Source organism: Pontibacillus sp. HMF3514, from assembly GCF_009858175.1.
GTDB lineage: Bacteria > Bacillota > Bacilli > Bacillales > BH030062 > Pontibacillus.
Genome location: NZ_CP047393.1, coordinates 611912 through 626731, shown reverse-complemented (window position 1 = coordinate 626731; position 14820 = coordinate 611912). Strand labels below are relative to the sequence as shown.

At 38.0% G+C, this 14820-nt stretch carries 13 protein-coding genes; 1 reads left to right on the top strand and 12 read right to left on the bottom strand.

What is annotated here, in order from left to right; translation table 11 throughout:
- Positions 1-2: 2 nt before the first annotated feature.
- The 12 genes from GS400_RS03275 to GS400_RS03220 all read right to left on the bottom strand — a co-directional run bounded on the left by GS400_RS03275 (position 3) and on the right by GS400_RS03220 (position 13832).
- Positions 3-1298, bottom strand: a complete 1296-nt coding sequence (locus GS400_RS03275; protein ID WP_160099000.1) for a (Fe-S)-binding protein — start codon at positions 1296-1298, stop codon at positions 3-5.
- Complete coding sequence (locus GS400_RS03270; protein ID WP_160098999.1) at positions 1291-2694, bottom strand: FAD-binding oxidoreductase; 1404 nt, start codon at positions 2692-2694, stop codon at positions 1291-1293. The genes GS400_RS03275 and GS400_RS03270 overlap by 8 nt, the downstream gene beginning before the upstream one ends.
- 22 nt (positions 2695-2716) lie before the next feature.
- Complete coding sequence (locus GS400_RS03265; protein ID WP_160098998.1) at positions 2717-3595, bottom strand: DUF6282 family protein; 879 nt, start codon at positions 3593-3595, stop codon at positions 2717-2719.
- On the bottom strand, positions 3592-4479 hold the full coding sequence (locus tag GS400_RS03260; protein WP_160098997.1) for an alpha/beta hydrolase: 888 nt from the start codon (positions 4477-4479) through the stop codon (positions 3592-3594). Before GS400_RS03260 ends, GS400_RS03265 begins: the two co-directional genes overlap by 4 nt.
- A gap of 41 nt (positions 4480-4520) precedes the next feature.
- Positions 4521-5366, bottom strand: coding sequence for a nitrilase-related carbon-nitrogen hydrolase (locus GS400_RS03255; protein ID WP_160098996.1), 846 nt, complete (start codon positions 5364-5366; stop codon positions 4521-4523).
- Between the two features lie 73 nt (positions 5367-5439).
- A complete protein-coding gene (locus GS400_RS03250; protein ID WP_160098995.1) occupies positions 5440-6765 on the bottom strand; it encodes an MmgE/PrpD family protein in 1326 nt (441 codons plus the stop codon).
- A gap of 53 nt (positions 6766-6818) precedes the next feature.
- Positions 6819-7739 (bottom strand): glycine betaine ABC transporter substrate-binding protein, encoded by a 921-nt coding sequence (locus GS400_RS03245; protein WP_160098994.1) that lies wholly within the window; start codon positions 7737-7739, stop codon positions 6819-6821.
- 16 nt (positions 7740-7755) lie between these two features.
- A complete protein-coding gene (locus GS400_RS03240; RefSeq protein ID WP_160098993.1) occupies positions 7756-8493 on the bottom strand; it encodes an ABC transporter permease in 738 nt (245 codons plus the stop codon).
- A 12-nt stretch (positions 8494-8505) separates the two neighbouring features.
- Positions 8506-9507, bottom strand: a complete 1002-nt coding sequence (locus GS400_RS03235; protein ID WP_160098992.1) for an ABC transporter ATP-binding protein — start codon at positions 9505-9507, stop codon at positions 8506-8508.
- Positions 9508-9525: 18 nt separating this feature from the next.
- A complete protein-coding gene (locus GS400_RS03230) occupies positions 9526-10176 on the bottom strand; it encodes an ABC transporter permease (protein WP_160098991.1) in 651 nt (216 codons plus the stop codon).
- Between the two features lie 192 nt (positions 10177-10368).
- Entirely contained in the window at positions 10369-11721 is a 1353-nt protein-coding gene (locus tag GS400_RS03225) for a sigma-54-dependent transcriptional regulator (RefSeq protein ID WP_160098990.1), read from the bottom strand.
- Positions 11721-13832 carry a PAS domain-containing sensor histidine kinase gene (locus GS400_RS03220; RefSeq protein WP_160098989.1) on the bottom strand — a complete coding sequence of 704 codons (2112 nt, stop codon included), beginning with the start codon at positions 13830-13832 and terminating at the stop codon, positions 11721-11723. The genes GS400_RS03225 and GS400_RS03220 overlap by 1 nt, the downstream gene beginning before the upstream one ends.
- Positions 13833-14274: 442 nt before the next feature.
- On the opposite strand from GS400_RS03220, the gene ectA reads away from it, so the two are divergent.
- Complete coding sequence (ectA, locus tag GS400_RS03215; RefSeq protein ID WP_160098988.1) at positions 14275-14784, top strand: diaminobutyrate acetyltransferase; 510 nt, start codon at positions 14275-14277, stop codon at positions 14782-14784.
- Positions 14785-14820 lie beyond the last annotated feature (36 nt).

Genomic DNA, 14820 nt, shown 5'->3' with positions numbered 1-14820 from the left:
TATTAAACTTGTGGTCCCGCTTCTAACAATAAATCTACTAAATGGACAGCATCCATTTGTTCTGACTGTCCTTCTCGCTCAATGCCTAGTTTCATTTGCAATAGGCATCCTGGATTTGTCGTTACAACACGCTCAGGTTGTACAGAACATACATCCTTCATTTTCACATCCAAAATCTCCATTGATTCTTCATAATTGATAATGTTATAGATTCCAGCAGAGCCGCAGCAAAAATCTGGGCGTTCTAATTCTTTCAACTCTAATCCCGGCACTTTTTTTAACAGTTCCAATGGCGGCGTTTTAACACCTTGAACGTTCGACATATGGCAAGAAGGTTGGTATGTGATGGTTTTATCCACAGGCTTAGTGAAATGCAATCCTTCTACATCAACTAAAATTTGCGAAATGTCTTTCACTCGAGATACAAACCGTTCTGCACGCTCTCTCCAAAGTGTTCCTTCTTCAAATAAGTGATGATACTCGATTAAACGAGCTCCGCAACCTCCAGCGTTATTCACAATATAATCGATCTCTTCTTCTTCAAAAGCACGAATGTTTCGCTTCGCAAGTTCAACGGAGTTTTGCACTTTTCCCGCATGGGCATGTAACGCACCGCAGCAGGTTTGCTGTTCAGGAATCACAATCTCAAGCCCGCTTCGCACCATTAAATCGATTGTGTTTTGGTTCGTTTCAAAAAACACACTATCCATCACACAACCTGTAAAAAAAGCTACTTTAGCAGAAGCTTTTCGCTTTGGTAGGTACCGCTTCGTTCTCTTAGCTCTTTTCCTCGGCGAAGGCTGTTTCGGTATGATCTGTTCAAAGTACCCTAAATGAAGAGGTGCCATCTTGGTTACTGAGGTTAGATTGGCAAAAGACTGAAGACCTGATTTTTGATAAAACCACGTCATATTACCTAGTGTGTTCATCCAACCTTTAGAAGGGAAAAATGATCCAAATAAGAAATCCTCCATTCGCTTTTGAGCTCCGGATTTCACTTCATGATCCTCAATCACTTCTTTAGCTCCCTCAAGGATTTGACCATACTGGACATCCGTAGGACAAACTGTCGTACAAGCCATACAGCCTAGACATTTTTCAATAGGATCACGTAAATCTTCAACGGATGCTTTTCCCTCTGCTACCATTTTCACAAGGTTAATGCGTCCCCGAGGAGAATGGGTTTCCTTCTCCATGGTTTCATAAGTTGGGCAGGCTGGCAGACAATAACCGCACTGGACGCAATCAAAGGTTTTGTCATAGTTGATGGTCTTTTGTAACTCTTGTAGATTACTCATCGCGTAACACCAACTTCTGTCCCTTCTCCGCAAAAATCTTCCCAGGATTCATAATCCCATTCGGATCCCATGCATCTTTAATACGGCGCATCATATTTACTCCAGTAGCCCCAAGTTCATTTTCCATAAACGGAGCTTTCATCGTTCCAATTCCATGCTCCCCAGAAAGGGTCCCTCCAAGGTCAATCGCTGCTTGGAATAGTTCTTCAACAGCTTGTTCTGCCCGCTTCATCTCTTCTTGATCACGTTTATCACATAGGATATTTGGATGCAGATTCCCGTCTCCAGCATGACCAAAACAAACAACTTCGACATTGTACTTTTGCTTAATATCTTCTAGACGAGCCATCATATCAGGAATTTTACTACGTGGAACCGTTGCATCCTCTGAAACTTTTGTTGGCTTGATTTTCGCAATAGCAGGTGATACTTGTTTTCGAGCATGCCATATTTGATCTGCTTCTTCTTGATTTCCGGGCACAACCACATCCGTAGCACCAATCGACTGCATGATCTCTTGAACGATTTCTTTTTCAACTTTTAGCGCTTCGGGATGCCCGTCCAATTCAACAATGACAATCGCGGCCGCATGGGTTGGCAGACCAATTGGGTTGAAGTTTTCAACAGCTTGAATACAAGCCTGATCCATAAACTCTAGCTTGGAAGGCAAAATCCCTGAGGTAAGCGTTTTGGATATTGCTTTTCCTGCCGTATGTACATCATCAAATGTCACCATTAGCGTTTGGACAGCTGGAGGCTTCGGTACGAGCTTTAAAGTCGCCTCTGTAATAACACCCAAAGTACCCTCAGATCCCACTAACAATTTAGTTAAGTCAAAGCCTGTGACATTTTTTATCGTTTGTCCACCTGTTCGAATGACCTCCCCTTCAGGAGTAACAACCTCAAGACCTAAAACAAAGTCCTTTGTAACACCATATTTTAACCCTCGGGGACCTCCAGAGTTTTCAGCTAAGTTTCCTCCGATTGTCGCCACATGCGCGCTGCTCGGATCGGGCGCATACATCAGTCCATGCTTCATCGCCTCTTCATTAATACGTGCAGTTAACACACTTGGGGATACGGTGACTGTTAAATCATCCACTCTCAAATCTATGCTTTCAGGCCACTGAGACATATCGAGAACAATCCCACCATGGACAGGTAAGGGACCACCACTCAAACAAGTCCCCTGTCCTCTCGGATATACTGGAACTTTATACTCGTTGGACACTTTCAAGACCCCAACAACTTCATCTCGATTACTTGGTTGAACGACTACTTCCGGAAGGTGCTCGCCAAAGGAAGCATCAAAGCTATAACTATATCGATCTGCTAAACTCGTTAAAATGCGCTCTTCCTGAATATGCTTTTGTAAAGCTTCCTTCCACTGTTCCATATAACGTGCTCCTTTCATTTAATCAAAACAATAACGTCTCTGGATTATGAACGATCATCCTTTTTATCTCTTCTTCCCTAATTCCACACTCTAATAACCGAACTACAAATTCTTGTAGGCCTTGGACTGGTGTAATGTTATGAGGCTGGCCATAGTCTGTGACTAAAACACAAGATTCCACCCCAACTTCCTGAATGCTATCAGCCATTTGTTGGACCGTACAGTTTCGGAAATCTTCCCCACAAGCCAGGTAACACTTTTCAATCAGACACCCTTGAGCTGCTAATTTTTTTTGAAGATCCATTGGCACTTGAGCAATGCCTAAATCTGCATGTTGAATTAAAATTCGCTTCACGCCTATTTCTTGAGCTTTATCTACTAAAACATCAACCTCATCAGGTGCAAGATGTCCTGTAGCTAAAATCGCATCATAAGAAGCGATTCCCTCTAAAATGCGTTTTACTTCATATTTTATACTTCCGTCATCATTCAGAACAGTTAACGTTGAAGCTGAATCATCGAGCGCCTTTTTACTATTAAAAAAACGACCTTGTTCATGTTCAGCAAAATATTTTGCATGCTGTTTGGCTGAGATGGTGGGCATCCAAATCACTTTTGCTCCCATACGGAGTGCCATGTCTACTGCATAATATGAGAGTCCACCAGTGTAGAGATTACATACCAAACCGCCATAGATATTCATGTCGGGCACCTTGTCACGAATTAACGTAGCACGATCATGCGTTGTACCTTCATGAGCTTTCAGTAAAAGGCCACCCATACCTGCTTGCCGCGCCTCTTCAACCAATTCCCAATCTGTTTGCTTCCTCGGAAATGCACTAGGGGAGCTATGAACGTGAAGATCATAAGCTCCCTTTAGTAATGGATGATAGGTTGTCATTCCGCCATCGCCTCAAGGAAAAAAGTATGAAGATTTTCAATCAATGCTTTGAATTCTTTATCTTCACTATACATAAAGTCATTATGTTTTCCCTTAATTTCATAATAAGTTTTTGGGCCTGTAGCCGCTCGATAAAGTGCAATCGATTCTTCAATTGGATGAAGAAGGTTATTTTTCCCATGCGCCACAAATAGAGGGGTATCTACAAGATTTCGAACAGCCTTCTCAGCATCTAGCTCTAAAACAGATTCCGTAAATTGAAGCTGTGTTTCACCACCAAACCCCTTTTTCGATGCTAATTCTTTCTGTACATAATCCTTTGTTGCAGGGTCTAATGGATAATGAAAGAAGGGATCAGCTTTTTTAGACTCTCCTGTGGTAACGCGCCTGATACGGTCTTCCTCTACAGCATCTAATACTGTCGACCACGTTTCATACGAATGCACTGTTTTTAACCAACGCTCCCCTTGATAAAAACCATTTAACGCAGCCACTGCAGCAACGCTCTCTTTCTCTGCTACTCGAATCACATTAGAGCCACCCATGCCCCAACCAATAAGTCCAATACGATCATTATCGACCTCAGATTGATAACGCAAATAGGTTAATGCATTCTGAATATCCTCTACTTGTTCCTCTAATAAAACCCGAGATGGGTCCCCCTCACTATCAGCAAAACCACGATAATCAAATCCCATACAGATATATCCCTTTTCTGTAAGGAATTTAGCAAACATCTTTGGATAAAATTCATTTACTCCCTGGTACCCTGAGTTAATGATAATAGCTGGGTATTGCTCATTGGAATTATAGGATTCTGGATAATAAAAAGTACCCTGCAATTTTAGTCCATCACTATAAAATTGAATTGCTTTCTCGTTCATATAAAAATCTCCCTTCCTACATATAAAAAATTAATTTTTATTCAATCAGCATTTTCTTGGTTGGCGATCTCTTGATAATGTCGAATCGTTAAGTCCACATCTTCATCTCTCATGATCGGCAAAATCTTTCGAATTTCTTTAACTTTTGAATAATCAATTTCACATGTTTGAGTAGATTCATCATTAAATGGACATTGATCGACCACTTGACCGTAGGGATTAATAACCTTTGAATTCCCATAAAACGAAACATCCTCTTCTTCCCCTACACGGTTTACTATAATGACATAACATCCATAAATCCCTGCATAGAATTGTCCAAGTCTCTCCCATCCTATTGAACTTGAATATGTACTTCCAAGCCCTCCTTCAGGACTATTTATTAAGCACACTATTAAGGAGCAATGTTTGTGTGCCGCTATGTGAGGAAGAGAGGGATGCCAAAGGTCGTTACAAATGAGCATTGAGGGTGTAAAGTCTTGTAGCTCATCAACTTTCACCTTCTTCCCTTTGGCGAAATATTTTCCCTCTTCGAAAATCCCATATGTTGTCGGGTAGATTTTTCGTTGAATAGAACTTATTTCACCATCTTTAATAAAAGCAGCAGAATTATAAACACGTGTCCCTTTTCCATTCTCAATAAACCCAAACATCACATTAATTCCTGTCTCTTTTGAAACATCACAAACTTGTTGTATTTCCGGAGATTCTAAAGTAATGGCTAAATCGTACACTTTTTCTTTTAATGAATATCCGGTTAAAGATAATTCTGGAAAAACAATTAAATCTGTTTCATTTTTGTATTGATAGATTAACGTGATCATATTTTCTAAGTTTTCATGTACATCTCCAAATACTGGATTGGTTTGAGCCATAGTGACTCTCATACAAAACACTCCAATCACTAATTTCAACCACTAACTCTTTTGCTACCATGTTCCTTTGACGTCCTGACTCTCATTACTTGCGATTTGAAATGGGTAAATTGATCAATCTTGTTAAAGCCCTAATATTCGGAAGTTGTTCTAGTTCGTGAATCATTTTATAAAGTTCATTGCTTCTTTCTTCCCCTAAATGTTGCACTACTAATCGATAGAATTTTTCTTCTTTATCTACCTTTGTTAAAGGATAATCCCAATCTCCTTTAGCTTGTTGAACTGCAGAAGAATAGATCTTTCCATCATTCATATACACTTCGATCCAACATAATGCTTTTTTCGGAAACTCTTGATCAAGTTCTTCATCAACATAAACTTCTATCTTCTCCATTAAGTCTGTAACGTCTTGATTTCCCAATTCCTTTGTCACTTCAGTTGGACCTACATTTTGAAAAACAAAATAACAAGCCATTGGATAAGGAAGATTGTATTGTGCCTCTTCAGTATTGTTTGGTTGTTTTTTAGAGAGACTAGCAGCCTCTGTAAATGTATATACCTTTACACGATTTACATCTTTGTATGAAATTATGTTCTTCTCCATGAGTTCCTTTATTGCTTCAATCGGTGGTTGCGCCCATCTACAACAAGCATATGGTTTATAATATAGCTCTTCTATTCTGTATCTTTGCTTTAGATCATTAATAAATTCTCTAGAATTCTCTGCATTAAATAAAGAGGGGATGCCTGTAAACCCTTCTTGTGCTAAAAGAGCTGAACTAACCCCTGTCATGCATCCCCATGAAATCCCATCTTTCAGCATAGAGGGATGATCGATGCCCCTGAGCATTGGGGAATAAGTTGAATGATATTCTGCAACCCCTAAAGCATGATAGATTTTATCCTTAGATAGATTTAATATCCTACTCACTCCTGCAGACGCACCAATAGCTCCCCATGATCCTGTGCAATGATATTCAGGTCTTAATTCATGTGCGAGTATGCCTGCACGTATCCCAACCTCATAAGACATAAGTAAAGTTGAAAGAAACTCTTCCCCTGTAATTTGCTTTTCTTCCCCGATTGCTAATATAGCAGGGAATAAGACTGCACCAGGATGTCCTTTTACAAGTCGATGCCCATCATCAATATCCAGGGCATTTGCCATAGTTGCATTGACAAAAGATGCTCCCGTGGCACTTAATTGATCTGATGAGAGCAAGATTGAACTTGCTCCCTCTTTCCATTGGTTCTGAGCAAAGCGTTTAGCATGTTCAACTACTGGTGTGTTTGAACCTGCTATCGAGCTAGCCACTATGTCAGCCAATGCATCTTTTAAAGATTCCACGATTTCTTCAGGTATTGTAGTCATAGATTCTTCTAAAATGTATTCATATAATCTATCTTGCAATTGTGTAATAAAGCCTCATCCTCACATTAATTCTACTATTACCTAAGAGGAGCTTACTCAATTAACCCTTGTTCTTTTAACCAATTTCGCGCTACCAGTGAAACTTCTTTATGCTCTACATCAACTTTATAATTTAATTGCATCATGGCTTCTGTGTTTAAATTACCAGAGACCTTGTTCATTAAATCATTTAACTCAGGATAATTATTTAATACTTCCTCTCTTACAACCGGAGCAACATTATAGGCAGGGAAGAAATCTTTGTCATCTTCTAACGCTGTTAAATTAAACCCTTTAATTCTTCCATCTGTTGCAAACCCAACAGAGACATCAACTTGTCCATCTTTTAAAGCATTATAGAGTAATCCTGAATCCATCTTTACTACATTTTTAGATGGAAACTCAAAGCCATAATGTTCTTGTAGTCCTTTAATGCCGTCATCACGAGCATAAAATTCTGCGTTTGATGCGAATTTTAATTTATTTGGATTTTTATTAACGTAATCAGCTAAATCGGATACAGATTTAATGCCTAAATCTTTAGCCTTTTCCTCCTTCATTAAAATTGAATAGGTGTTATTAAGATCTGCTTTTTCTAACCACATAAGGCCTTCTTTTTCATCTGTTTCTTTTACTTTTTGATAAGCTTTCTCTGAATCAGCTAAAGGATCTTGTTTCTGAAAAATAACTAAAGCTGTTCCTGTGTACTCCCAATACATATCAACCTGACCATTTTCTAGTGCTTTCCTAACCACAGTGCTTCCCATGTTACTGGCTTCTTCAACATCATAGCCTTTTTCCTTAAGGTAGATAGATGTCATAGTTGAAAGAATTTGCTGTTCGGTAAACCCTTTTCCTCCTATCTTAATTGTTCCTTTAGAATCCCCTGAACTTCCACCTGATGAGTTACTACAAGCAGCAAGACTAAATACTATTAACAGAACCATAGTTCCAATTAAAGAAAACTTTTTCATTTCCATTTCCTCCTTTTTAAGCCATATCTAAATCTCTTTTTAACCCTTTTGAAATAACAAGTTTCTCAAATCCACCGAGTAAAAAGTCGATGGAGATTGCTAGAATGATAACGGGTACTGTTCCAGCTAGCATTATTCCAGTATCGTATAAGGAGATTCCAGTAAAGATCAAGTCACCCAGTCCCCCTCCTCCTATAAGAAAAGCTAGCGCAGCTGACCCCACATTAATAACCACCGCAGTTCGGATTCCACCCATAATGGCATACATGGCATTTGGTAATTCTAATTTCCATAAAATTTGCCTTTCTTTCATTCCCATTCCTCTACCTGCATCTATAATAGAAGAATCTACATTGTTGATTCCTGCTAGTGTATTACGGAGGATAGGTAATAATGAGTTAAACCAAAGTGCAAAGACAGCAGTCTGCCAACCAAGCCCCATGTAACTCATGACCAATGCTAATATTGCTAAACTCGGGACGGTTTGCCCAACATTTGCAAAGTTCATGACTACTCCTTCAAACTTTTTAAATCTCGGTCTTGTAATAAACACACCCAATGAAACCGCTACCAAAATTGCTAAAATAGAGGAGATACCTACAAGCTTAATGTGTTGTTTAGTTAAATAAATTAGATCACCCGGGTTATCAACGATAAACTGAAAGGCACCTGAAAAATAAGCCCAAAGTAAAATCGCAAATATTACCACATAAAGCGAAACTTTAATAACACCTACCATTCTACGATTCGACAACTTTATCCCTCCTTACCTTGCAGCTAATAACTGATCAGGATGAACATTCGTTAACTGATCAAAATCTGAAACCTTTATAACCCCTAAAACATTTTGAAATTCATCTACAACTTTTGCTTCACCAACCGGACTAGCAAGTAAAAGAGAAAGTGCAGTTTTCAGGGTATCTTGACTAGAAACGGTTGGAATATCATTGTTTAGTTCTCCACCATGTCTAGTTTGAAAACCCACAATATGTGACATAAGATCTTCAACTTTTAATAAAGTTAAACGCTTCAACATGCGATCCTGCCCAATGAATTCTACGACCTTATCATTTTTGGGATTAGATAGGATTTGATCAGGTGTATCATGTTGCATAAGCTTTCCTGAATCAAAGATCGCTATTTTATCTCCAAGTCTTAAAGCTTCATCTACATCATGACTTACAAACAAGATGGTTTTCTTTAAATCCTTTTGAATTCGTTTAAATTCATTCTGAAGGTGCTCACGAATCACTGGGTCCAATGCGCCGAATGGTTCATCCATTAACATGACAGGGGGATCGCCTGCTAATGCACGGGCTACACCAACTCTCTGTTGTTGCCCACCTGACAGCTCAAAAGGAAAGCGCTTTCTGAATTCATCTGGATTAAGCCCCATCATCTCCATTAAGTCATTGTACCTTGTTTTTATTTTAGATTGATCCCATCCTAACATTTTCGGAACAACACAAATGTTATCCTCAATAGTCATATTTGGAAACAACCCATTTTGTTGAATGACATACCCAATTGACCGTCTAAGTTTGATGGTATCCATATCTTTAATGTTTTTCCCATTAACTTCAATCGTCCCATCCGTTATTGAAATAAGTCGATTTACCATTCTTAGGAGTGTAGTTTTTCCACAGCCTGAGGGCCCTAAAAAGACACAAGTTTCTCCTTCATCTACATGTAAATTAATCTGATCAACTGCTGTGACCTCTTTTTCAGCTGATTTATAAACTTTCGACACATCTTTAAAATGAATCAATCTTTACTCACCTACCTGTTATGATTTTACTCCTTTGTATGACAGCCTTTTTTGCAATACGCCTAAGGCAAAATCTACGGATATGGCTAACAAAGCAACAGAAATTGCACCAACCTGCACCATCGTTGTGTAACTCGTAGATATACCTCTTGCAATGTACATTCCTAATCCTCCAGCCCCTATGTAAGCAGCAATGGCACAAATACCGATTGTCAATACAATGGCCATTCTTACACCTGCCATAATTACTGGGAGGGCTAATGGAATTTCCACCTTGAAGAGACGTTGTTTCGTGGTCATCCCCATTCCAACTGCTGCATCCTTTGTATTTGGATCAACATTTTTAATCGCAATATACGTATTACGGATTATAGGCAGTTGAGAATATAGAATTAAAGCTACAATTGCTGGCACAAACCCAATTCCTTGATTAATTAATGAAAAAAGAGGAATCATGAGTCCAAATAAGGCTATACTTGGAATTGTCATAATAATTCCTGCAATAGCTAAAACTAAGTTCGCTAAAGACTCATGTTGAGAAATATAAATCCCAAAAGGGACTCCTGTTAAAACTGAAATTCCGACTGCTAGTCCTACCAACTTGATGTGCTCTACGGTTAAGTTGAGCAATTCAACCCAGTTAGATTGAATAAATTCTAGAATCTCCATCGTTTCACCCCCTCTATCCTGTTACCAATTAATAATGCAAATTTCATGCCAACATAAAACCCTCATTTATCAGAATTTTTAAAATTATTTCGTAAAAACTTTATGGAACTTTGTAAAAAACTTTTTACAAAAATGACTTAGTGAAAAAATTCCATTTAAAAAGCTACTAACCATCAAGTTAGTAGCTTTTTTTTACCCATCTTCTGAAAAATATTTGTTCATTTTATAAAGAAGACTCTGTCGTGAAATCCCTAACCTTTTGGCAGCTGCTGCTGGTTGGCCAAGTCCTTCATCAAGAGCTTCCAAAATCATTCTCTTTTCTTCATCTGCGATTCGTTCAGGTAATGACAAGCTTTTCGACACTGTTGAGTTCTGTTTTCTTTCCCTAATCTCTTGGGGGAAGTCATCAATTGACAATTGAGCTCCAGGACAAAGAACAACTGCTCGCTCTATAGCATTTTGAAGCTCACGTACATTACCAGGCCAATGATAATCCATAAGAAGATTTATTAATTTAGTTGAAGCCTGAAAATTTTTACTGTGTTTCTGCCGATGATATTCTAAAAAACTCTCTACAAGCATCGGTATATCATCTCTACGTTCTCTGAGTGGAGGAATAAAAATATCTACAATATTTAGACGATAAAACAAGTCTTCACGAAATTCTTTGAGATTCACTAACTCTTTAAGGTCTTTATTAGTTGCTGTTATTATCCTCACATCAACAGTCTGTAATTTGTCACTTCCTACGCGCATGAAGGATTTATCTTGGGTCACTTGAAGTAATTTTGCCTGAAATGCTGTAGAAATTTCACCTATCTCATCTAAAAAAATCGTACCTCCATTGGCCGCTTCAAATTTCCCCTTACGTGTAGAGGTTGCCCCGGTGAATGACCCTTTTTCGTGTCCAAATAATTCACTTTCTAGAAGTTGTTCAGGTATGGATGCACAATTGACTGGAACAAAGGGAGCATTCCTTCGTTCACTTTGTTCGTGTATCATTTGAGCTACTTTGCTTTTTCCTGTCCCGCTTTCTCCCTGTAATAAAACACTTGCGTCAGTTGGAGCCACTCGTTGAACTAGCTGATAAATTCGTTTCATTATACTGCTAATGCCAAGTAACTCATTGGAAGTCTCAATTCTATGTAATTTTTCCTTTAAGCATTGGTTTTCTTGATTCACTGTTAGCCAATCTGAGGCTTTCTGAATGACAACCAATAACTCATTTAATTTAATTGGTTTAATTATATAATCGAAAGCTCCTACCTTCATTGCAGCCACAGCATTTTCTACATTTCCATAGGCAGTCATCATAATATAAACCTTGTTAGGATACATTCCTCTGAATTCTTCAAGCAATTCTAATCCACTTGTGTCAGGAAGCTTGAGATCAAGGAAGACTAACTCAGGGTCATGTTCTAATATTTTATTTCTAGCCTCTTGTCCATTCGCTGCTGTTTGAACATCATAACCTTTTTTGGTTAAGGACGAGTGAAAAATTTTCAGGATTTTCGGTTCATCATCTACCAGTAAAATGCGCTCCATTACTCATCCTCCCCTTCACTTTGGTGCTTAATCTTCGGCAACTGAATCTTCATAGTTGTATGGTCCCCTTCTGAGGAAGCTTCTACTTTTCCACCATGTTGAGTTACAATTTCATGTGCTATGGATAGCCCTAAACCTGTTCCTTCGTTCTTAGTTGTATAAAAAGGAGTAAAGATCCAATTTAAATGAGATTCAGGTATTCCTCCACCATTGTCCTCTAACTCAATATTCCATTCCGTTTCTTGATCTGATATTTTCACTTTAAAGGTACCCTGACTTTCAATAGCTTGAATCCCATTTAAGATCATATTTAAGAATACCTGTGAAAGATGACTAGAATCCCCAAGCACATAAGCCTCTTCTACTCCATAATCTTTTTCCAACTGAATTCTACGATCTTCAAATTGGTTACGTAATAACGAGAGTATCTCATTTAATAATACAACAAGATTAACTTTTTCCCTGTTCTCAGTCATATCACCTCTAGACATTTTCAAGAAATCAGCAAGTAAATCATTTAACCTCTCAGAGGTTTCGAGTATGTCATCGGTCATCTCATTAATTAGATCTTCATCAATTTCTTCTTCAGATAAATCGAATTGAATTGCCTCTGTTGCAGCTTGAATGATGCTAATCGGGTTTTTAATTTCATGAGCAATCCCTGCAGTTAACTGTCCAAGTGAAGCTAGACGTTCGCTTTGCCTTAAGAACTCCTCTAACTTTTTGATCTCTTCCACATCACGTATGACAAGGATGGCTCCAATAATTTGATTCTCATCACCAGTGAATAAAGAAGAATACATTCGAACGTCATGTTTTTTTCCTTCTTTGTCATATATGTAGCTTTCGAGTTCATGAAATTGCTTTCCCTCTTTTAACGTTTTCCACGAAATAAACTCATGTTTGGTTGCCTTCAATGGAAGATCAATAATATATTTCCCTAATGCTTCTTCTCGTTTATATAGAGTGAGCTGTTCTGCCCCTTTATTAAAAGTCATGACCCGCCCCTCTTGGTCAGTTGTGATTACACCATACGGGACAGATTCCAAGATATAAAAGAGCCTTCTCTCTTTATCCCTCAAATCACTAGCCATTTCATTCATTGTAAAGGATAAGTTTTCAATCTCATCCCCTGTCTCAATAAGGTCGAAACTTGATCGTCTTCCCTCTTTATATTGATGTGCTTGATTTGTTAACTTCGTAATAGGTTTAACCACCCTTGATACCCCAACAAATGTGAACAAAACGGTAACCAGTAATGCTATGATAAATCCGCGCAGAAGTACAGATTGAACATTATTGGCAGGCAACAATGCTTGGTCTGTAGACTCACCCACAATGAGTCCAAATCCCCCTGACTCTATAGGACGATAAGCTAACAGCATTTCACTTCCAAATAATTCTCCACGCCAAATTCCGAATCGACTTTTATATAAATAATTTTTTAAGGTAGGACTCCTTAATGACTTCCCTAAATAATAGTCATTCGTATGTGCAATAATGGTACCATTTTGATCAATTAACGCGTTAACACCTTTCTTTCCTAACTTAACCTGTCTTAAGTACTCAGACAAGACATGTAAGTTTACATATCCAATTACCGCACCTTTATAGGCCCCTGTCTCGTCAAGGATAGGGTAACCTAGAGCAATAGTACTTCTACCATCATCTAATTTTATTAGATTTGAGATATAGAAAGTTTTGCTCCATTCTAACCGTTCTACAATTTGCTTATAGGAGGCAGAACTGGAATGAACATTTGGAATGGTTGATACTGGCTCTCCTGATTCATCAATAATATTCATATATAGATAGAGTGGATTATGGACAATAATTCGTTCCATTTCTTCTCTATATAAATCTTGATTATCATTTATACGATAAAACTCAGAAATAACTCGCGCATCATTGACCATTTTCTCAAACATAAAGCTCGTTTTTTTACTGATCGATTTAGCCATCAAATCATTTCGATACTCAATTTCCTCTCTCATGGAATGGAAAAGTAATTGGGTCGTAAAATAATAGATTGCAGTTAAAGAAACAATTGCAACAATAATAGCAACGATTAAATAACGCTTTGTTAGTTTCGAGTGGATTAGATCTCGCAATATTACACCCCAATCCTTACATTTCCTTTTAAAATTAGAATGAGTCCACCATATATACTCATCATTTATTTTAAAAATTTTCAGACGCTTATACAATAATAATTTGTATAGGAAAGCTGTATTTTATAAAATTATACTCTTTGAAAATATATACAATCATGCCATAAATGAATCAATTCAATGTATTCTTAACGTACTCTTTGATATTTAAACTAAATACAACGTGAGAATGCATGAATCATGGTTCAATCGCTATTAAGTCATATAATCACGATATAACTAGTTTGATAATCTTACTCCATCACACTATTATATAAACATTGACAAGGAATAATTTGGTTTATTACACCTCAAAACACCCTGCCTTGTTCAATATGTACCTATAAACTTTAAAGGAGGAAAACACTATTAAAATCTTTGATATCATTGCAGGTGATCCAATATGACCTCGAAAACTGAATCCCCTATTGTTGATCAAGTAACATATGATATACCAAGTGTTGAAGATGGAACATCCATGTGGGAGCTTGTTAACAACTCATCCCTCGATCAAAACTCTCCCTATAAATACCTAATGATGTGTGAATATTTTTCCGAAACCTGTGTAGTTGCTAAGGAAAAAGATAAACTAGTTGGTTTTATAACAGCTTTTATCCCACCCCAACGAAGTAATGTTATTTTCATTTGGCAAATTGGGATCGACTCTTCTTACCGTGGCAATGGCATAGCATCGAAAATGTTAAATACGTTAGTGGAGCGCGAAAGCTGCAAATATGTTTGCTACATGGAAGCCACAGTCACCCCATCAAATGAAGCATCTAAATCATTATTTAAACGCTTCGCTCGTGACCATGAAACAACGTGTGAAGTGACAACCGGTTTTCCTGAGGAATTGTTCCCTGGAGAAGGACATGAAGAAGAACTCACCTTTCGTATTGGCCCCTTTTCATAAAAAGCACAAGAATGACGAAAAATTCAAGGAGGACGA

What these genes read in the sequence shown, in the direction of transcription:
- GS400_RS03275 (WP_160099000.1), bottom strand. Translation starts at nt 1,298, where the DNA reads ATGAGTAATCTACAAGAGTTACAAAAGACCATCAACTATGACAAAACC.
- GS400_RS03270 (WP_160098999.1), bottom strand. Translation starts at nt 2,694, where the DNA reads ATGGAACAGTGGAAGGAAGCTTTACAAAAGCATATTCAGGAAGAGCGC.
- GS400_RS03265 (WP_160098998.1), bottom strand. Translation starts at nt 3,595, where the DNA reads ATGACAACCTATCATCCATTACTAAAGGGAGCTTATGATCTTCACGTT.
- GS400_RS03260 (WP_160098997.1), bottom strand. Translation starts at nt 4,479, where the DNA reads ATGAACGAGAAAGCAATTCAATTTTATAGTGATGGACTAAAATTGCAG.
- GS400_RS03255 (WP_160098996.1), bottom strand. Translation starts at nt 5,366, where the DNA reads ATGAGAGTCACTATGGCTCAAACCAATCCAGTATTTGGAGATGTACAT.
- GS400_RS03245 (WP_160098994.1), bottom strand. Translation starts at nt 7,739, where the DNA reads ATGAAAAAGTTTTCTTTAATTGGAACTATGGTTCTGTTAATAGTATTT.
- GS400_RS03230 (WP_160098991.1), bottom strand. Translation starts at nt 10,176, where the DNA reads ATGGAGATTCTAGAATTTATTCAATCTAACTGGGTTGAATTGCTCAAC.
- GS400_RS03225 (WP_160098990.1), bottom strand. Translation starts at nt 11,721, where the DNA reads ATGGAGCGCATTTTACTGGTAGATGATGAACCGAAAATCCTGAAAATT.
- ectA (WP_160098988.1), top strand. Translation starts at nt 14,275, where the DNA reads ATGACCTCGAAAACTGAATCCCCTATTGTTGATCAAGTAACATATGAT.